The following is a 19,264-nucleotide window of genomic DNA, read 5'->3' as shown; positions in this document are numbered from 1 at the left end:
CATGAAAAAGCGGCAGTCGGTTTTTGCATTTATCTTACTGGGTGTGTTTTTATTAGGCGGCGTGGCGTATTTCGTAGCCTCGTTTTCCAACGAAAGCACCCCTTCCGAAATGCATGCCCCGGCAATACCGACACCGGTTTTCAACAAGGAAGGCGAGGTGACTTTCCTGAAAAAAGGCCAGCCTTTCAAAAAAATCGAGGTTGAGATCGCCGAAAACGAAGCCGAACGGAACAAGGGCCTGATGTTTCGCTCCTACCTGCCCGATTCGGTGGGTATGCTCTTCATTTTCGAACAGCCTGGCGACCATTCCTTTTGGATGAAGAACACATCCATTCCGCTGGACATTATATATGTAGGTCCGGATAAAAAAATCGTCTCCATCGCGCAAAACACACAGCCATATTCGGAAGAAAGCATTCCAACGTATGGTCTGGTGCAATATGTGGTGGAAGTCAATGCGGGTTTTACCAAGCAAAACAATATTCAATCAGGAGATGTCATTTCTTTCTAACAGCCCGTTTTTTAAGCGCCTACCCATCGCATTAGCGATCATTATCGGTACGTACGGCTGCAACAGCAACACCAATTCCGAGCAAACAGCCGAACAGGCGCCTCCAACGCTCGTCAAAAGCGCGGATTTCAATGCCGACAGCGCTTATCAGTTTGTACAAAAGCAAGTAGATTTCGGCCCACGTGTGCCTGGTACGTCGCAACACAAAGCTTGTGGTGATTACCTTGTAGCGACTTTGAAGCAATACGGCTTGCAGGTAACCGAACAGACCTTCAAAGACACTACTTTCGACGGAAAAATTCTCAACGGCCGCAATATCATCGGCTCGCTCAATCCGGCCGCTGCCAAACGAATTCTCCTGGCGGCCCACTGGGATTCGCGCCCTTTTTCAGACCAGGATTCCGTAGTGAAAAACAAACCGGTGCTGGCCGCGAACGACGGCGCAAGTGGCGTGGGAATCCTGCTGGAAGTAGCCCGTACGCTATCGGCTCAGTCTACCAAGCCGGAGATCGGAGTCGATATCATCTTCTTCGACCTGGAAGATTGGGGTAGTTCCGAGTCGGAGCAGACCAAGATGGAGCATGGAGGTTTCTGCCTTGGCTCACAATACTGGGCGGCCAACAAGCATATCCCCAACTACACCGCGTATTTTGGAATTCTCCTGGATATGGCGGGCGCCAAAGGGGCCACATTCTTTAAAGAAGCTTATTCCTTGCAGCTCGCCAGCGATGTCGTACGTCAGGTTTGGGCAACAGCCAGCCGCCTTGGTTACAGCAACTATTTCATCGACGAAGCCGGCCCTGGCATTACCGACGACCATGTTCCTGTAAATCAGGTGGGGCATATCCCGATGATCGACATCATCCACACCCGTCCGAACAATATGAATAAGACGTTCTTCGACCAGTGGCACACTGCACACGACACGATGGAAAACATCGATCCGAAAACGTTAAAAGCCGTCGGCCAGACGCTCGTTCAGGTATTGTATCAGGAAGCGCAGGATCAGCCGTTGTAATGTGGTCAGGTATAGTCAAGAATTGTCGATTTAAATAACAAAACTTGACCGCACCTGACTATACTTGACAATTCTTGACTACACCTGACAATACCTGACAGTTTCACATCCGCTTCACAACAATCCAGACATCCGAATTCCTCCCTTTATCATCGCTGCAAGAAACCTTGACGCGCCCGAGCGGCGGGCTCAGAAAGACACTTTCCTGCGGCGGCGATTTTTGGTATAACTTATCATTGACATACCAATAAACCTCCTGAACATCATTGGCAGCCTGACAAGCCAGCTGAATCTGCTGGGGTTCGTCCTTGCGGATGTAGTATTCACTTCCATCGTTGGGACTTACAATCAATGGCGCTCCTTCGTGAAAAACCCGCTCGCATTGTGGATTATGGGGCGGAATTTTCTGATAGGGTAATTTTTGCAATTCATAGAACGCAATCAGTTCAGGCGCGAGATTGGGATAAGCCCTTTTCTCAAACCCTTTTTCAGGAAGGCAATAGGTGCAATACGACATTTTCCCGGCCGCATCGGTAAACACCCAGCGCATATGCTGGCATTTGCGGTAAGCCGAAACGCCGACAATGTATTGGTCCGGCACCTGGTGATCGCAAAAATCCGAAGGAATGTCGCCACTCACAGGGCATACATTCCGAAGCGAGATGTTGGCCGGTGATTTGTACCAGCCTTTCGGTGAGTTGTAATCCAATGTGTTGAAGATTGAAAACAGTAGCGGCGTAGCAGTGTTGGCGCCGCTCAGCTCGGGCACGCCTTCGCCGGAAAAATTCCCGACCCAAACCCCCACCGTGTACCGGCGGTTATACCCAATGCTCCATGCGTCCCTTTTACCATAAGAAGTACCGGTTTTCCAGGCAATGCGAGGTAAATGATAGGTATTGTCAAAATTAGTGGGCAAGTCGGGGCGAGTGATCTGCGTGAGAATGCCGGTGGTAAGGAATGTCGCATCCTCGGACAATATCGACGTTCCTTTTTTATCCAAAACATCGCCTCCGCTCAGTCGCAGGTTCCGCAATTTTCCTTCATTGGCAAATGCTGCAAAAAGCCTTGTCAACTCTTCCAAGGTGACTCCGCAGCCACCCAATATCATCGAAAGGCCCAGGTCCTTCGCCTGCTTGTCCACTGTTTTAAAACCCGCTTTTCGAAGTTTGGCGATCAATGCGGGGGTTCCAATGTCTTTCAAAACCTTCACCGCCGGGATATTCAGCGAATTGGCTAATGCAAACTCAGTAGTAACCGCCCCATTGAAATGCTTATCGAAGTTTTCAGGCTCATATCCATTGAAATTCCCCGGAACATCATTCAAAACCGATTTCGGCGTGATAATACCTGCGTCGAATGCCGTGGCATATAGCAGTGGCTTCAAAGTACTTCCCGGAGAGCGCACGGCCCTCACCCCATCCACCTGCCCTCCGTCGAACGGGTTATTGAAGTCGGCAGAGCCGACGTAAGCCTCCACTTCCATAGTTTCATTATTCACCACCAGCACTGCCGCATTGTGGATATTCATGAGTTGCCGGCGGTTAATATAATTCCTCACCTGTTCCTCGATCTGGCTTTGCGCTTGCATATTGAGGTTTGTGCGGATCACCGGCTCGTCGGGATATTGTTGCCGCAAACGGATCGAAAGGTGTGGGGCCAGGCGCGGGGTTTGGAGGCGGCGGATATTCAAAGGCTCGTCCAATGCGTCCTGAATAACGGTTTTTGGAAATAAGTCATCTTCCTGAAACCGTCTCAGCCAGCTGTTCCGTGCCTCGCGCAATGCGTCGTTGCGCGTCCCCGGGCGCAGGCCCGACGGGCGGTTGGGTACGATTGTGAGCGCGGTAATTTCTGCGAGGCTTAAAAGTTGTGGCGCTTTGCCGAAGTAAAGCAGCGAAGCGGCCTTGATACCTTCAATGTTGCCGCCATAAGGCACCAGGTTTACATAGAATTGAAGGATCTCTTCTTTGGAATAATGCATTTCCAGCTGAAACGCATGCCACATTTCAATTACTTTATTCAAATAGGTCCGTGGCCGCGAGTCCATTAGCCTCACCACCTGCATGGTAATCGTGGACGCTCCGGAGGTCCTTCTCCCCGAAAACGTATTTTTAACAGCCGCCCGCACAACCGCAAACGGGTTTACGCCAGGGTGGTAGTAAAAATATTGGTCTTCCTTATAAATGAGCGTTTTCCGAAGCAGCGGCGTGATCTCATTCACATTCGAATAGAGCCGCCATTTATCCTCCTTACTTAAAAATGCATGGATTACCCTTCCTTTCTGGTCGGTAATTTGCGTCGCATACCGGATTTCGGGTTTAAAAGGAAAGATCAGGTCGAATACAAAAAACAGGAGTACGAGGCCAATCACTGCCAATAACCCTTTTCTGACCTTGCTGTTTTTCATGGGAGGATGTGCTGTAACCCGATTATGCCGCAATATAATACAGCCAACGCCGACGAACGGTTTTACGGTCTTCCGTTCAATAAAATTGCCTGCGCATTTGTCCTGATCGGTTAATTTTCCCTATTTACTTGCTTTACTACAAATAAAATCAATCATAATACCATTATGTCCAAATACATTGCCGCCATTGACCAGGGTACTACCAGCACACGCTGCATACTTTTCAACCATCAGGGGAATATCGTTTCGGTAGGACAAAAAGAACACGAGCAGATTTACCCGAAGCCGGGTTGGGTGGAACATAACCCGACCGAAATCTGGAAAAATACCCTGGAAGTGATCGCTTTGGCGCGCATTCACGTGTCGGCACACGCTTCGGATATTGCGGCCGTGGGCATTACCAACCAGCGCGAAACGACCGTCGTCTGGAACAAGCGCACCGGCAAACCCTATTACAATGCATTGGTGTGGCAAGATACCCGCACCACCGATCTCGTCGCGAAATACGAAAAGGAAGGTGGTCTTAACCAGTTCCGTGAGATTACCGGCCTGCCGGTTTCTACCTATTTCAGTGGTTTGAAATTGAAATGGCTGCTTGAAAACGTAGAGGGCATTCGCGAGGACGCCGAAAAAGGCGAGGCGATTTTCGGAAACATGGATACATTTCTGATCTGGCACCTTACCGGCGGCACGCAAGGCGGCATTCACGTGACAGACGTTACCAATGCCAGTCGCACGCAACTGATGAACTTGCGGACACTGCAATGGGACAAATCGATGCTGGCCGCTTACAATATCCCCGAAATTATGCTCCCCGCCATTAAAAGCAGCAGCGAAATATACGGCTATGCCACCCACGAAGTGCTCCCGGGCGTGCCCGTCGCTGGTGACCTGGGCGACCAGCATGCCGCATTGGTAGGCCAAACCTGCTTCGAACCCGGCATGGCCAAAAACACCTATGGCACCGGCTGCTTCCTTGTAATGAACACGGGCACCGAGTTAAAAACTTCCGAAAATGGCCTGCTAACCACGATTTCATACAAATTTGGCGACCAACCTGTGCAATACGCATTGGAAGGAAGCGTGGCCGTCACCGGCGCGCTGGTGCAATGGCTGCGCGACAACCTTGGATTGATCCAGAATAGCAGCGACATCGAGCCATTGGCCCAAACCGTCGAAGACAATGGCGGAGCCTATTTTGTACCTGCATTCTCGGGCTTGTATGCCCCCTACTGGCGTAACGACGCCCGCGGCGTGATCGCGGGTCTTACACGCTATGTGAACAAGGGCCACATTGCCCGCGCCGTGCTCGAAGCCACTGCCTATCAGACGGTTGATGTGGTAAAAGCCATGGAACAAGACTCTGGTATTGAACTCGCGTCACTCCGGGTCGATGGTGGCATGGTGCATAACCAGCTGCTGATGCAGTTTCAGTCGGATATTCTGAATACACAAGTTGTGTCGCCAGCCGTGGCCGAAACCACCGCATTAGGCGCTGCTTACGCCGCCGGACTAGCCGTCGGATACTGGAAAAGCACCGAAGATTTGAAGAAAAACTGGGCCATCGCCCACACCTGGAACCCCGACATGCAAGCCGAAAAGCGGGATGCGTACTATAAGGGTTGGAAGAAGGCGGTTACCAAGTCGTACGACTGGATTGATTAGCGACGTGTTTCGTTATTGTCAGGTGTGGTCATTTGTAGTCAAGAATTGTGAATTGCAGTCAGGAATAGTCATTAATAGTCAGGTGTAGTTCGGAGTTGGAAAACAAAGTTTCTCCTCTCTTGACCACACTTGACAAATCAAGACTACACCTGACTATTAATGACTACTCCTGACCACTCCCGACTACAAATGCCTTTTTTATAATCTTTATAAACAAGCCCATTCCTTGTGCCGTCACGCGGTTCACCTTAACTTCGCGGTGCCAAATCAACCTCAGTAACCCATGCATACCCTCCATCTCAAAAAGCCCCTTGCTTTTTTTGATCTTGAGACAACAGGAGTAAATATTGTCCGCGACCGCATTGTAGAGATTTCCGTTGTAAAAGCATTGGTGAATGGCGAAACCGAGATCCGCACGCGGAGGATCAATCCTGAAATGCCTATTCCGCTGGAAAGCAGCCTTATACATGGCATTTACGACGAGGATGTAAAGGATGCCCCCACATTTAAGAGCATTGCCAAAAACCTGGCGTCGTTCCTCGAAGGATGCGACCTGGCGGGCTTTAACAGCAACCGTTTCGACATTCCGATGCTCGTGGAGGAGTTCCTTCGTGTAGGCGTGGATTTCGATATCAAGAACCGCCGCATGGTGGATGTCCAGCGCATTTACCACATGATGGAGCCACGTAATCTGGGGGCCGCCTACAAATTTTATTGTGGCAAAACGCTCGACAACGCGCACAGCGCCGAAGCCGATACCATCGCGACCTTCGAAGTTTTACAGGGACAAATCGAAAAATATCAGGGCGTTACGATCACCGATTCACACGGTAAGGTAACCGAGCCGGTGAAAAACGATGTGGCGGCGCTCCATGAGTTGACGGCCTCCAAAATCGTGGACTTCGCGGGGCGGATGGTATTCAACGACAAAGGCGAGGAAGTGTTCAACTTTGGCAAGCACAATGGCAAGCGCGTGACCGACATCCTGAAAAACGAACCGTCGTTCTTCGACTGGATGATGAAAGGCGAGTTTCCGCTCGACACCAAACGCAAATTGACGGAGATTAAATTAAGGGGATTAACCCAACGTTGACATAATCTTACCTCAGGTTTGAGTAAGTAGTAATTATGTCTATTTTTGCCTGAAATCTATTTTTGACTATTTTAACCGGATATCCCATTAGGTAAACCTGCTATGATCCCAAACCCCACCATGCCAGAGGTTAACATACCAGCGGTTATTCAACATATCCCACTTCAAAGCTATCTAATTCTTGCAACCCTGCTATTTGTGATCGGCATCATCGGCGTACTTACACGCAGGAACGCCATTATCATATTTATGTCGATTGAATTGATGCTGAACGCCGCCAACCTGCTGCTGATCGCATTCTCTTCCTACCGGTCCGATCCTTCCGCACAGGTTTTCGTATTCTTCATTATGGCCGTAGCCGCCGCCGAAGTGGCCGTCGGGCTTGCGATCATCGTAATGATTTACCGCAACACCAGAAATACGGACATCGGGTTCCTGAACAAGCTAAAATGGTAATTATCGGCGCGTAACCGGTACACAATCAAGAGATTAAAGATTAAAAAATAGACATGTCTGCATCATTACTCATCCTGATTCCGCTGCTGCCGCTCGCCGGCTTTCTGATCAACGGAATCGGATTTCCCAGTATTCCCAAAGGCGCAGTGGGCATCATCGGAACGTTGGCGGTTGTGGCCAGCTTTGTGTTGTCGGTCATGACCTTCAATGCATTTGTAGCGGCGGGCAGCCAGCCTTTCATCGTGCCGCTTTTCGACTGGATTTCCGTTGGCGACCTGCATATTCCATTCTCATTCCAGGTGGATCAGCTTTCATTGCTAATGCTGATGATCATCACCGGAGTAGGCTCGCTGATCCACATTTATTCGATCGGCTACATGCACCACGATTCGGGTTTCGGCAAGTTTTTCGCTTACCTGAACCTGTTTTTGTTCTTCATGCTCCTGCTGGTGCTGGGGTCCAACTACGTGATCATGTTCATCGGCTGGGAAGGTGTGGGACTTTGTTCGTACCTGCTGATCGGTTTCTGGAACAAGAATACCAACTATAACAATGCCGCCCGTAAGGCATTCATTATGAACCGCGTGGGTGACCTCGGGTTCCTTTTGGGTATCTTTACAATCATCGCCACATTCGGTTCAGTGGAATATTCGGAAGTATTTGCCAAAGCCGCGCAAGGCTTCCAGGTAGGCGATCCGGTGATCATTACCATTACATTGTTCCTGTTTGTAGGCGCAATGGGTAAATCGGCACAGATTCCGTTGTATACCTGGCTACCCGATGCGATGGCCGGTCCTACGCCCGTATCCGCGCTCATCCACGCGGCTACGATGGTTACCGCGGGTATTTACATGGTGATCCGCTCCAACGTGCTCTATTCTCTGGCACCGTCTACACTCGAAATCGTGGGTATTATCGGTGGTGCTACCGCCTTGTTTGCCGCTTCTATCGGCCTTTTACAAAACGATATCAAGAAAGTACTAGCCTACTCTACGGTGAGTCAGCTGGGTTATATGTTCATGGGTCTGGGTGCGATGGCCTACTCGGCATCAATGTTCCATGTTATTACCCACGCATTCTTCAAAGCGTTGCTCTTCCTCGGGGCAGGTAGCGTGATCCACGCCATGTCCGACGAGCAGGATATCCGTTCAATGGGTGGTCTTCGCAAGAAATTGCCTGTTACGTTCCTGACTTTCCTCATCGCCACGATCGCGATTTCAGGTATCCCGCCATTTGCAGGTTTCTTCTCCAAAGATGAAATCCTTGCGCACGTTTTTGAACACAACAAAGCATTGTGGGTAATCGGTGTGTTGGGTTCGATCATGACGTCCTTCTATATGTTCCGCCTGTTGTTCCTGACATTCTTCGGTGCATTCCGCGGTACGCACGAGCAGGAGCACCATTTGCACGAATCACCTGCCTCGATGACAGTACCCCTGATCATCCTTGCTATTCTTTCAGCTGTGGGCGGTTTCATCGGCGTTCCCGAAGCATTGCACGGCTCGCACCAGCTGGCCCAGTTCATGAGTCCGTTGTATGATCTGGCCAAAACGGCTAACCCGGCCGCATTTGAACATACCTCGCTTTCCCATTCAGAAGAATATATGCTGATGGCCATTTCGGTAGCAGCGGCACTGATTTCCGCGATTGCTGCTTATGTCATGTATGTACAAAAAGGCGCTGTACCCGCCCCGGATTCAGAAGAAAAATCAGGCTTGCAGCGTGCGATTTATAACAAATACTATGTCGACGAGCTGTATGATGCAGTATTTGTGAAACCGATTAAAACACTGTCCAACATCCTGTACAGCTTCGGCGAGATCTTCATCGACCTGATTATCGATGCATTCGTAAAACTCGTGTCCCTGGGTGCCAAACTGTTAAGAAAAACACAAACCGGCTCCACCGGCGAATATGTGTTCGCGATGGTGATCGGCATTGTGGTCATATTATTCTGGAAGCTGTTACTCTGATCCGATCATTCATAAATCCGTTTCTCATTAGTTTCGGACCGTCGACTTGAAAATATGCTTACTCTTCTTTTAATACTTTTACCGATAGCGGCAGGCGTTATCACCCTCCTGGCCGGCGAACGCATGGCGAAGCAGCTCGCGCTGGTTGGCGGCCTCGCATCATTGGGCGTCGCTGTTTTCACCTGGCTGCAATTCGACCCTGCGGCGGGCTCTCAATTCGGGTTTAAATATGCCTGGGTAGCGTCCGGAGGCATTTCATTTGCTGCCGGTATCGACGGTATCAGTTTGCTGCTCGTGCTCCTGACCACATTCCTGACGCCATTGATCATTCTTTCGGCATTTAAAAACGAGTACAAAAACCCCGCGGCATTCTATTCGCTCATCCTGTTCATGGAAGCAGCGCTGATCGGCGTTTTCACGGCTACCGATGCGTTTCTTTTCTACCTGTTCTTTGAAGCCGCATTGATCCCCGTTTATTTCCTTGCGGCGATCTGGGGCGGAGAAAACCGGATCAGGGTTACCTTCAAGTTTTTCATTTACACGATCTTCGGAAGCTTGTTCATGTTCGTGGCGCTGGTTTACCTTTATTACCAAACGCCGGGCACGCATACTTCTGAAATAGCAGCATTCTACCAATTGCAACTGAGCCCTGCGGCGCAAGGCTATGTGTTCTGGGCATTCTTCATTGCATTTGCGATTAAAATGCCGCTGTTCCCTTTCCATACCTGGCAACCTGACACCTACACCGAGTCGCCTACCGCGGCAACAATGCTTTTGTCGGGTATTATGCTTAAAATGGGGGTTTATGGTCTGATCCGCCTGTTGCTTCCGATCGTACCGATGGGCATGGAGCAATGGGGCTTCCTGGCGATGATCCTGTCGGTGATCGGTATCATTTACGGTTCTATCATCGCGATCCAGCAGAGTGATATGAAAACGCTCATCGCCTACTCGTCCTTCGCGCACGTAGGATTAATGGCCGCCGGCGTGTTCTCTTCTTCACTGAATGGCTTGCAGGGCGCATTGATTCAGATGCTGGCACACGGTATCAACGTGATCGGACTTTTCTTCATCGTCGACATTATTTATTCAAGAACCAAAACCCGCTACCTCGACCAACTCGGGGGCATTACCCAAAGCACGCCGCATTTGAGCGTATACTTCATGGTGTTGCTGCTCGGTAGCGTGGCATTGCCCCTCACCAACGGTTTTGTAGGTGAATTCCTGTTGCTTTCAAGTGTATTCCAATACAAAGGCTGGCTGGGTGCCGTGGCCGGTCTGACGATCATTCTAGGGTCGGTATACATGCTCCGTCTTTTCCAGAAATCCATGTTCGGACCGAAATCGAAATGGGTGGAAGGCTTCCAGGACCTGACTGCCAGCGAGCGCGCAGTACTGCTGCCATTGGTGATCATGGTATTCTGGATCGGTATTTATCCAAGCACATTCCTGAAAATAACAGAGCCTGCTGTAAACCAACTGTTGCAACTGGTCAATAACTAAGTTAAGAATATGTATCCCATTATATTGTTGTCGGTTTTTGGAGTGTTAACGCTTTTTCTGGGCTTTTCGAAATCCAAGAACATCCTCCTGCCTTCTACCCTGCTTTTCCTCGCAATTGCACTGGGAAGCAACTTTGTCGACTGGGGAAAAGGGCCCTTCCTGTACTTCTACGACATGCTGCGCGTCGATAACCTGACGCTCGCGTTCAACGGGATCGTACTGATTTCGGCGTTCATGATCGTGGCCATTTCGGGCGGGTTTCAGGACAATGCGGACGCCGAGCCGGCTGAATATTATGGACTGATGCTTTTCTCGCTCGTGGGAGCGATTATGATGATCGGTTTCGATCACCTGATCATGCTCTTCATCGGTGTGGAAATCCTTTCCGTGGCCATGTATGTGCTCACGGGCAGCAACAAACGTAACCTGCGCTCGAATGAGGCCGCTTTGAAATACTTCCTGATGGGTGCATTCGCGACCGGCTTTATGCTATTCGGGATGACGTTGCTTTACGGAGCTACGGGCTCTTTCCAGCTTGTTGCTATCCAGGGTTTCGCCTCGAACATGTCTGCCGCTTCGCAATCCTACATTTTCTATGCGGGTTTACTGCTGCTGCTGATCGGTATGCTTTTCAAAGTGTCGGCGGCACCGTTCCACTTCTGGACACCTGACGTTTACGAAGGAGCGCCGACGATCTTCACGACCTTCATGTCGACCATCGTGAAAACCGCAGGGTTTGCAGCCCTCTTCCGCCTGTTGAATCATTCATTTGCTATTTACAATTTCTGGTGGATTGTGATCGCGGTCATCGCCGTACTCACGCTGCTTGTAGGCAACATCGGAGCTACCAGCCAGAACAGCTTTAAAAGAATGCTCGCCTACTCGGGTATCTCGCATGCAGGTTATCTGCTGATCGCGCTGACGGCCCTGAGTAAACCAACTCAAAACGCCATTATCTTTTACTCACTTGCCTACTCTTTATCGACTATCGCTGCATTTGGTGTGCTGATGCTCGTTTCTAAGGAGAAAACGATCGAAGGGCAGCCCAACGAGCGCTACGAAGCATTCAATGGTTTGGCAAGGCAAAACCCGTTGCTGGCTTTCGTATTGGCGGTAGCGATGCTTTCGCTCGCAGGAATCCCGCTCACAGCAGGGTTCTGGGGTAAATTCTTCATTTTTACCAGCGCCGCAGAGCGTGGCATCATGTGGATCACCGTCATCGCCGTTCTGATGTCGACAGTCGGTATTTACTACTATTTTCGCGTGATCATCTCTTCCTATTTCAAAGAAGGGGATACCGTTAAAATCCGCGTCGCGCCATTTTACCAGATCATCCTGGTGTTGGCTACATTCCTGACGATCCTGTTCGGTCTGGCGCCGGGTATCTTCGAAAAGCTGATTTAAGAACTTGTCAATATTACCTTACGAAAAGAGCCGTATACCCTACGGCTCTTTTTTCGTTACCAAATTCGAAAGCGAGCGTATCAAGGGTATCTGTAATTCAAAAACGATATCCGGATGCAAACACCACAACACACCTATCCCCATTTCACATTCAGGCCGGAAGACCTGCTCGACCGTGCTCCTATCGTTCTCGATATGCGAAATGCCGCGCGGGAAATCCGCGGCCGCATTGTTCTCATCACCGGCGCCGCCGGAACGATCGGCAGCGAACTAGCCTCGCAGGTATGCGCCTCCGCGCCCGCGAAGGTAATATTGGTGGATCAAGCCGAAACCGCATTATTCGAACTCGAATACCGGCTCCAACAGCAATTTCCGCGAACCGACATTTCCACCGAGGTAGCGAGCATTACCGATGCCTTACGTATGGCCGGGTTATTTTCGCAGCATAACATTCACGTCGTATTTCACGCAGCAGCCTACAAACACGTGCCGTTGATGGAGCGGCATCCTTACGAGGCGATCAAAACCAATATACTCGGTACCGAAATCCTCGCTGACCTCGCCGTTTCTTACCGGGTCCGGAAATTCATTTATATCTCCACCGATAAGGCCGTCAGACCTGCCAGTGTTATGGGTGCCACGAAGCGCTTCGCCGAGATGTACCTCCAATATCTAAGCCGCGAATATCCCGGGCAGACGCGGTTCATCATTACACGGTTCGGAAATGTGCTAGGCTCGAATGGCTCGTTCCTGATCCGGTTCGCACAGCAAATCCGTGATGGCGGGCCGGTTACGGTCACAGATCCGCTTGCACACCGGTACCTGATGACCGTCACCGAAGCGTGCCAGCTCGTGCTACAAGCCACTGCGGTAAGCGACGGAGGCGAAATACTATCATTTGATATGGGTAAGCCGGTACGTATCGCAGACGTCGCGCGAAAAATGATCCGGCTTGCGGGGGTCGAAGCGGGAAGGGATATTCAGATCCTTTTCACCGGACTAAGACCGGGCGAAAAGCTAAGCGAAGACCTGGAACCGGATGGAATGCAAACAACAACCGTCGGAGAGCTCAGAACAGCCCGTTTTGTCGACACCGGAGCGCAATGCATGCGCTATGCCATGTCGGTATTGCAAAAAGCGCTGGATTCAGGTCGGGCCGAGGAAATGGTAGGGGCACTCAAAATGATGATACCCGAGTATGTCAGTGCCAATTCGCCTTATGCAAAGTTGGATAACTTGCATGTGGGTGGCCTACTCTGACAGCCGACGGCTGACCGCCGATGTTTATTCATTTTGCAGGAATGAAACCGCTGGTACGCATCCAATGCAGGCAACGACCAAACCACTCCTCGAACGACGGCGTTTTTGGGTAACCATGCTGTCCCTGGGAGTAAATATGCATATCGGCAGGACCCCCTTTTGCATTCAAGGCTTCGTAAAAGCGAATACTGTTCGACACCGGCACCACCGTATCGTCGCCCGCATGCGTAAGGTATGCGGGCGGCGTGGAAGCCGTGACCTGTAAATCGTTGGAGAAGTAATTGACGCGTTCAGGAGAAGGCGCGGCGCCGAGCAGGTTAGCCGACGAGCCCTTGTGCCCGATTTTACCGTCGAAACTGATCACCGGGTAAACCAATATCATAAAATCCGGCCGAAGGCTTGTCTTTTGAGGATTGTCGACAAAACTGCTATCGTAATGCGTACCAGCCGTGGAAGCGAGATGCCCGCCGGCTGAAAAACCCATTATACCGATCTTCCCCGGATCGACTTGCCATTCCTTTGCCTTTTCACGCACTGTTTTGATGGCCTGCTGCGCGTCCTGCAATGGGCCTATTGTCTTATCCTTCATAATCCGGTCACTCGGTAGGCGGTATTTCAGCACGAATGCCGCGATTCCCGCCTTGTTCAACTCCCTGGCAACTCGGTAACCTTCCCTTTCGATCACCAGGCCACCGTATCCTCCGCCGGGGCAGACAATCACTGCCGCGCCATTGCCGGTACCAGCCGGCGGAAGGAATGCAGTAAGTGTAGGTTTCGAAACATTCTTGACGTACCCCTTCTCGTTGGTTTCCTGGTTTTCCGCTTCAACGGCGTTGGGGACACGGCCCGGGTAAAGTGCTATTTCGGTTTGGGCTCTGAGCGGCGTGGCCAATAGCTGAATGAGCCCTGCAATGGCCAGGAGGCTGGATATTTTTATCATTTAATTTTTTTCTAATTCCTATTAAATATAATTTCTACCTAAATTTCGGTTACACTGTTGACCGCCCGGCCCAGCAGAACCCTCCGCCACGACTTGTGCGCGGTAAACAATGGGTTAAGACTTGTTCTGACAAAATTTACCTGTGCAACGTGCATGGAAAAACCTCCGGAGTGGAGCGAACAGAATTGCACCATTCTGTGTTATTCGACTAATTCTTTTAATATTAATATAATATTTACAAGAAATTCGAAACGCGTTTGTTACTTTGTCCCATTGAACAATCAAAAAAATAACTAGTTTTGTAGAGTATCCTAATCATGCACTAGTTTCTTTGATAAGTTATAAATCGTCTTAAATCCACAAAAGAATGAAATATACAGTACATGCAGAGGGCAGGTTTCAGTTTATCGACGAGGGAAAGGGCGAAACATTGCTGCTTTTGCATGGCCTTTTCGGTGCATTAAGTAACTGGGATGGTATTATTGATCATTTTTCCGACCGTTACAGGGTCGTTATTCCATTGCTGCCCATCTACGAGCTTCCTCCGCGTGAAGCCGGTTTGGAAGCATTACTTGCCTTTCTCGAAGACTTTGTTTCGTTTAAAAACCTGACCAACGTTACGGCGATCGGTAACTCACTGGGTGGCCACATCGGCTTGCTTTATACCCTGAAAAACCAGGAAAATGTACAGCGGCTGGTGTTGACCGGCAGCTCGGGCCTGTTCGAGAACTCGATGGGCGGCTCGTTCCCGAAACGTGGAAGTTATGATTATATCAAGGAACGCGTAGCCTACACGTTCTACGATCCGGAAGTGGCGACCAAGGAGCTGATCGACGAGGTGTTCGAAACTACTTCGAGCATTCCGAAATGCATGAGCATCGTGGGTATAGCGAAATCCGCCCAGCGGCACAATCTCGCGAAGGATTTACATCAGATTACAGTTCCGACCCTGCTCGTGTGGGGCCTCAACGATACCATCACACCTCCGCATGTAGGTTATGAGTTCAATCGCCTGATAGCCAATTCCGAATTGTACTTTATCGATAAATGCTGCCATGCCCCTATGATGGAGCATCCACACGAATTTAACCTGATCCTGGAAAGCTTTCTGGAAAAAGACGTGTCGGTCCCGATGGCATAAAACCCGGGAATTCCGGGAAAATTTCTTTTGTTACGATAGTTGATCTATATATTGTTTTTTTATAGCTTCGGAAAATGACGTTCTGACCCATGCTCGCAGCCAATCTGATAAATCCAATGATCCCCTTACTGAAACCGAGCGATTCGGTGGGTACGGCTTTGGACTGGATGGACGAGTTTGGTGTGAAACAACTCGTTATCGCTGATTCAGCCATCTATCAAGGCATCGTTTCAGAGGATATTCTCTTTGACATAACGGATATTTCTGAGTCGCTTTCCAAGGTCATCATCCAGCATAAGGACATTTTCGCAACGGAGGACCAACATCCCTACGAGCTGCTCCGGCTGGTCAATCAATTTGGCCTGCTGGTTATCCCCGTATTGCACGAAGACCGGACATTTGCCGGCAGCATTCTGGTCAACGACCTCGTCGAACATTTTGTAAACGAGCTGGGCGTGCAGGAAAAAGGCGCCGTGATTGTCCTTAAAATTGAGGAAAGAAACTACTCGCTTTCGGAAATAAGCCGGTTGATCGAGTCCAATGGTGTTAAAATCCTGAGCAGCTACTATTCGTCGGGAGAAGTTTACAATCCTACCAACGAGGCCCGGTTAACACTAAAATTGAACCGGACCCATATTACCCCCATCATTGCCACGCTGGAACGCTTCGGATATGAAATTGAAGAAGCCCACGCCAACGATCCGATCGAAAGCCTCGACCAGGAGCGCCTCGATATGCTGTTACGCTATCTGGCGACCTGACACCCCATACCGTGCACCCGGCGCTGTCAAATGTGCATACGGCTTTTGAATCGCCCTATTTGTCGTGTATCTTTCGGCTGAAACCACAAGTTTTATTTTTCCTTCATGAAAATCGCCATTCACGGACGCAACTTTAATGAGTCCGCAAGGCCGTTCATTGAAAATATGTTCGATGAACTGGCGCGCAGAAAAGTTGAGGTCCAGCTTTCGAAGTCTTTCAGGACATTTCTGGACCAGGCCGGTATTTCGCATTATTCCGAACTAGTTTACGAGAAACCCGAAGAACTTTTCGACGCGCGCCTGATTGTAAGCATGGGTGGCGACGGCACATTGCTTGAAACAATTTCACACGTAGGCAAGCGCCAGACGCCGGCGATCGGCATTAATGTGGGCCGCCTCGGTTTCCTGGCGACGATATCGCCGGAACGCATTACCGACATGATCGCTGCGCTCGAAAACAGCCAGTTCCGCATCGACGAGCGGACACTGGTGGAAGTGGAGTCCAATATCGATCTGTTCGACGGCCTGAACTTCGGTTTGAACGACTTCACCATCACTAAAACCGATACCTCGTCGATGATCACCGTCCATACCTACCTGAATGAGGAGTTTCTTAACTCTTACTGGGCCGACGGACTCATTGTATCCACGCCGACCGGTTCGACGGGTTATTCATTAAGTTGTGGCGGTCCGGTGCTTATGCCGCATTCACAGAACTTCATCGTCACGCCCATCAGCCCGCACAACCTGAACGTGCGCCCGCTGGTGGTGGAAGATACCGCCGTGATCCGCCTCGAAGTAAAAAGCCGCAGCAGCAACTTCCTCGTTTCGCTCGACGCGCGCTCACGCATCGTGGATGAGAACACGCAATTGCTCGTGCGCAAAGCCGGGTTCATTGCGCGGTTAATCAAGATGAAAGACGACAGTTTTTTGAATACATTGAGAAGCAAACTATCGTGGGGGCTCGATATGCGAAACTAGGCCCCTTAAATCTCCATTTCTGACACCCTATGCGCCTTACGTACCACACTTTTGACCTTCAACTCAAACATACCTTTACCATCGCGCACGATTCGCGCGATGTCCAGCAAACGCTGATCGTCCAGCTGAACGACGGCATCCATGCCGGCTTCGGCGAAGCCACCTCGAATCCCTATTATGGCATTACGATCGGCAATATGATCGGGACGCTGGATATGGTCAAGGATATCGTTGAAAAAGGGAAATATGCCTCGGCAGAAGAACTCTGGACCATGGTACACCCGCTTCTCAGAGATAATTCTTTCGCACAATGCGCGCTGGACGAGGCCGCACAGGATTATTTTGCCAAAAAGAAAGGCCAGAAACTGTACGAAAGCTGGGGATTATCGCCCGACCATATTCCGATGACCAACTTTACGATCGGTATCGATACCGTGGAAAAGATGGTCGCGAAAATGAAAGAATTGCCCTGGCCCATTTACAAAATCAAGTTGGGCACGAACGAGGACCTGCGCATTGTACAGGAACTAAGAAAAAACACGGATGCATTGTTCCGCGTCGACGCCAATTGTGGCTGGACCGCAGAAAAAACCATTGAAATAGCCCCGCAACTGGCTGCATTAGGCGTGGAATTCATCGAGCAGCCATTACCCGCCGATGATATCGAGGGCATGAAGAAGGTATTTGCATCGAGCGCACTGCCTGTTATCGCCGATGAGAGCTGCATTGTCGAGGAAGATGTGGCGCAATGTCATGGCCTTTTCCACGGCATCAATGTGAAACTAACCAAATGCGGCGGGCCTACCGCTGCCCTCCGGATGATCGCAGAGGCGCGGTCACTGGGGATGAAAACAATGGTGGGCTGCATGACCGAAACGAGCGTCGGCATTTCAGCCATCGCCCATTTGCTCCCGTTGCTCGACTACGTGGATATGGACGGCTCGCTCCTCATCCGCAACGACCCTGCCACCGGTGTTACCTTCGATTTTGGCAAGGTGATCTACGCTCAGGACAACGGTACCGGCGCCGCACTGAAACCCGAATTCTTATAGGTTTCGCCGTGAACATCTACCATACCCGCAAACTGCCCGGCAGGACCGTCACGACGACCGACGGTCGGGATTTTTTATGGTTCAGCGGCACGGATTACCTCGGAATGGGGCACAACGAAGAGCTTCGTAGAAACATCCATGCAGCTACGGAAACTTTCGGAAATCACTATGGCAGTTCGAGGAGCAATAGTCTGAGGTTGGACATTTATGAGGAGGCCGAAATGCAATTGGCTGATTTTCTGCAAACTGAATCCGCATCGATTGTTTCCTCCGGTATGTGGGCAGGACAATTACTGATGAAAGTGATTGAAAACACTGTTCCTCCGGGCATCACCAGAATCATTTACCATTACGCGCCTGGCGTACATCCTGCGTTATGGGGCAATGCATTTGACAGAAGCAATGGTGAATGGAGTGAATGGGCCACACAAACCGCTCGAAAAATCAATGCGACGGAGCCTGATGTCGCTCATATAATCTGCACGGATGCCGTAGGTTCACCGGTGGTGAAGGCATTCGATTTTACACTTTTCAATGCTATTCAAAATCCTGCGAATACATGCCTGGTCATCGATGAGTCGCATTCGCTGGGTGTGATGGGTACCAACGGAAATGGCGTGACGAAACAAGTAGATTCAATGCTTTTAAAACAAACCATCTTCGTTTCGTCCCTGAACAAGGCACTAGGTATCCCGGCAGGAGCAATCTGGGGTTCAAAAACGGTTGTGGAAACGGTGCGGAAATCGCCGTGGTACGCTGGCGCGTCCCCGCCGGCCCCTGCGTATGCGTACGCGCTGAAAATGCATTTGGAACAAAACAAATACCAATCGGCGCGTGCTTTGCTGGCAGACAACATTGACTATTTCAATGCAAAAATGGAGGGTAATGCGCTTTTTGAAACCATACCGGACTATCCTGTATTCTGCTCCGCAAATGCAGCACTATTCAATCATCTGCTGCAAAACGGCATTATGGCGTCGTGTTTCCCCTACCCTTCGCCCGCCGACGCGCCGGTAACACGCATCGTGATCAGCAGTCTGCACCAAAAAGAAGACCTCGACCGGTTGGCCGAGGTCTGTAAGCGGTTTATTGCTTAATATCT

16 protein-coding genes are annotated in these 19,264 nt (G+C 50.3%); 14 read left to right on the top strand and 2 right to left on the bottom strand.

The genetic code is table 11. The features are described from left to right. Nucleotide 1 precedes the first annotated feature (1 nt). Together J7619_RS23670 and J7619_RS23665 are read left to right on the top strand one after the other, a co-directional pair. Nucleotides 2-511, top strand: coding sequence for a DUF192 domain-containing protein (locus tag J7619_RS23670; protein ID WP_291204591.1), 510 nt, complete (start codon nucleotides 2-4; stop codon nucleotides 509-511). Continuing rightward, nucleotides 495-1,529 (top strand): M28 family peptidase, encoded by a 1,035-nt coding sequence (locus tag J7619_RS23665; protein WP_291204588.1) that lies wholly within the window; start codon nucleotides 495-497, stop codon nucleotides 1,527-1,529. The genes J7619_RS23670 and J7619_RS23665 overlap by 17 nt, the downstream gene beginning before the upstream one ends. A 103-nt stretch (nucleotides 1,530-1,632) precedes the next feature. Here the strand turns inward: J7619_RS23665 and pbpC are convergent, their stop codons facing one another. Further along, entirely contained in the window at nucleotides 1,633-3,933 is a 2,301-nt protein-coding gene (gene pbpC / locus J7619_RS23660; protein WP_291204585.1) for a penicillin-binding protein 1C, read from the bottom strand. A gap of 165 nt (nucleotides 3,934-4,098) precedes the next feature. Between pbpC and glpK the strand changes: the two genes are divergently transcribed. The 7 genes from glpK to J7619_RS23625 all read left to right on the top strand — a co-directional run bounded on the left by glpK (nucleotide 4,099) and on the right by J7619_RS23625 (nucleotide 13,287). Beyond that, nucleotides 4,099-5,598, top strand: a complete 1,500-nt coding sequence (glpK, locus tag J7619_RS23655; RefSeq protein WP_291204582.1) for a glycerol kinase GlpK — start codon at nucleotides 4,099-4,101, stop codon at nucleotides 5,596-5,598. A gap of 283 nt (nucleotides 5,599-5,881) precedes the next feature. Then, nucleotides 5,882-6,691 (top strand): 3'-5' exonuclease, encoded by an 810-nt coding sequence (locus J7619_RS23650; RefSeq protein ID WP_223406336.1) that lies wholly within the window; start codon nucleotides 5,882-5,884, stop codon nucleotides 6,689-6,691. Between the two features lie 120 nt (nucleotides 6,692-6,811). Then, nucleotides 6,812-7,147, top strand: a complete 336-nt coding sequence (nuoK, locus tag J7619_RS23645) for an NADH-quinone oxidoreductase subunit NuoK (RefSeq protein ID WP_176885077.1) — start codon at nucleotides 6,812-6,814, stop codon at nucleotides 7,145-7,147. Between the two features lie 53 nt (nucleotides 7,148-7,200). Further along, a complete protein-coding gene (gene nuoL, locus J7619_RS23640) occupies nucleotides 7,201-9,120 on the top strand; it encodes an NADH-quinone oxidoreductase subunit L (protein WP_291204573.1) in 1,920 nt (639 codons plus the stop codon). A 54-nt stretch (nucleotides 9,121-9,174) separates the two neighbouring features. Beyond that, nucleotides 9,175-10,623 carry a NuoM family protein gene (locus J7619_RS23635; protein WP_291204570.1) on the top strand — a complete coding sequence of 483 codons (1,449 nt, stop codon included), beginning with the start codon at nucleotides 9,175-9,177 and terminating at the stop codon, nucleotides 10,621-10,623. Between the two features lie 9 nt (nucleotides 10,624-10,632). After that, entirely contained in the window at nucleotides 10,633-12,027 is a 1,395-nt protein-coding gene (locus J7619_RS23630; RefSeq protein WP_291204567.1) for an NADH-quinone oxidoreductase subunit N, read from the top strand. A gap of 114 nt (nucleotides 12,028-12,141) precedes the next feature. Then, a complete protein-coding gene (locus J7619_RS23625) occupies nucleotides 12,142-13,287 on the top strand; it encodes a polysaccharide biosynthesis protein (RefSeq protein WP_291204563.1) in 1,146 nt (381 codons plus the stop codon). A gap of 28 nt (nucleotides 13,288-13,315) precedes the next feature. Here the strand turns inward: J7619_RS23625 and J7619_RS23620 are convergent, their stop codons facing one another. Further along, entirely contained in the window at nucleotides 13,316-14,227 is a 912-nt protein-coding gene (locus J7619_RS23620; RefSeq protein ID WP_291204560.1) for an alpha/beta hydrolase, read from the bottom strand. A gap of 367 nt (nucleotides 14,228-14,594) precedes the next feature. On the opposite strand from J7619_RS23620, the gene J7619_RS23615 reads away from it, so the two are divergent. From J7619_RS23615 to J7619_RS23595, 5 genes are all read left to right on the top strand, one after another. After that, a complete protein-coding gene (locus J7619_RS23615) occupies nucleotides 14,595-15,368 on the top strand; it encodes an alpha/beta fold hydrolase (protein ID WP_291204557.1) in 774 nt (257 codons plus the stop codon). 89 nt (nucleotides 15,369-15,457) lie between these two features. Then, nucleotides 15,458-16,129 carry a CBS domain-containing protein gene (locus J7619_RS23610; protein ID WP_291204554.1) on the top strand — a complete coding sequence of 224 codons (672 nt, stop codon included), beginning with the start codon at nucleotides 15,458-15,460 and terminating at the stop codon, nucleotides 16,127-16,129. A gap of 105 nt (nucleotides 16,130-16,234) precedes the next feature. Further along, nucleotides 16,235-17,110, top strand: a complete 876-nt coding sequence (locus J7619_RS23605) for an NAD kinase (protein WP_291204551.1) — start codon at nucleotides 16,235-16,237, stop codon at nucleotides 17,108-17,110. A 29-nt stretch (nucleotides 17,111-17,139) separates the two neighbouring features. Further along, nucleotides 17,140-18,162, top strand: a complete 1,023-nt coding sequence (locus J7619_RS23600) for a dipeptide epimerase (protein WP_291204548.1) — start codon at nucleotides 17,140-17,142, stop codon at nucleotides 18,160-18,162. Nucleotides 18,163-18,170: 8 nt separating this feature from the next. Further along, nucleotides 18,171-19,259: a pyridoxal phosphate-dependent aminotransferase family protein gene (locus tag J7619_RS23595; protein WP_291204545.1), complete on the top strand. Its 1,089-nt coding sequence runs from the start codon at nucleotides 18,171-18,173 to the stop codon at nucleotides 19,257-19,259. Nucleotides 19,260-19,264 lie beyond the last annotated feature (5 nt).

Origin of the sequence: Dyadobacter sp. (genome assembly GCF_017744695.1) — a bacterium.
Taxonomy (GTDB): Bacteria; Bacteroidota; Bacteroidia; order Cytophagales; family Spirosomataceae; genus Dyadobacter.
Note: the sequence above shows the minus strand (reverse complement) of the source record. Positions and strands in the feature narration are given on the sequence as shown.

Bases quoted from the DNA above. Each gene is read 5' to 3' on its own strand.
- J7619_RS23670 (WP_291204591.1), top strand. From the start codon at position 2: ATGAAAAAGCGGCAGTCGGTTTTTGCATTTATCTTACTGGGTGTGTTT.
- J7619_RS23665 (WP_291204588.1), top strand. From the start codon at position 495: ATGTCATTTCTTTCTAACAGCCCGTTTTTTAAGCGCCTACCCATCGCA.
- pbpC (WP_291204585.1), bottom strand. From the start codon at position 3,933: ATGAAAAACAGCAAGGTCAGAAAAGGGTTATTGGCAGTGATTGGCCTC.
- glpK (WP_291204582.1), top strand. From the start codon at position 4,099: ATGTCCAAATACATTGCCGCCATTGACCAGGGTACTACCAGCACACGC.
- J7619_RS23650 (WP_223406336.1), top strand. From the start codon at position 5,882: ATGCATACCCTCCATCTCAAAAAGCCCCTTGCTTTTTTTGATCTTGAG.
- nuoK (WP_176885077.1), top strand. From the start codon at position 6,812: ATGCCAGAGGTTAACATACCAGCGGTTATTCAACATATCCCACTTCAA.
- nuoL (WP_291204573.1), top strand. From the start codon at position 7,201: ATGTCTGCATCATTACTCATCCTGATTCCGCTGCTGCCGCTCGCCGGC.
- J7619_RS23635 (WP_291204570.1), top strand. From the start codon at position 9,175: ATGCTTACTCTTCTTTTAATACTTTTACCGATAGCGGCAGGCGTTATC.
- J7619_RS23630 (WP_291204567.1), top strand. From the start codon at position 10,633: ATGTATCCCATTATATTGTTGTCGGTTTTTGGAGTGTTAACGCTTTTT.
- J7619_RS23625 (WP_291204563.1), top strand. From the start codon at position 12,142: ATGCAAACACCACAACACACCTATCCCCATTTCACATTCAGGCCGGAA.
- J7619_RS23620 (WP_291204560.1), bottom strand. From the start codon at position 14,227: ATGATAAAAATATCCAGCCTCCTGGCCATTGCAGGGCTCATTCAGCTA.
- J7619_RS23615 (WP_291204557.1), top strand. From the start codon at position 14,595: ATGAAATATACAGTACATGCAGAGGGCAGGTTTCAGTTTATCGACGAG.
- J7619_RS23610 (WP_291204554.1), top strand. From the start codon at position 15,458: ATGCTCGCAGCCAATCTGATAAATCCAATGATCCCCTTACTGAAACCG.
- J7619_RS23605 (WP_291204551.1), top strand. From the start codon at position 16,235: ATGAAAATCGCCATTCACGGACGCAACTTTAATGAGTCCGCAAGGCCG.
- J7619_RS23600 (WP_291204548.1), top strand. From the start codon at position 17,140: ATGCGCCTTACGTACCACACTTTTGACCTTCAACTCAAACATACCTTT.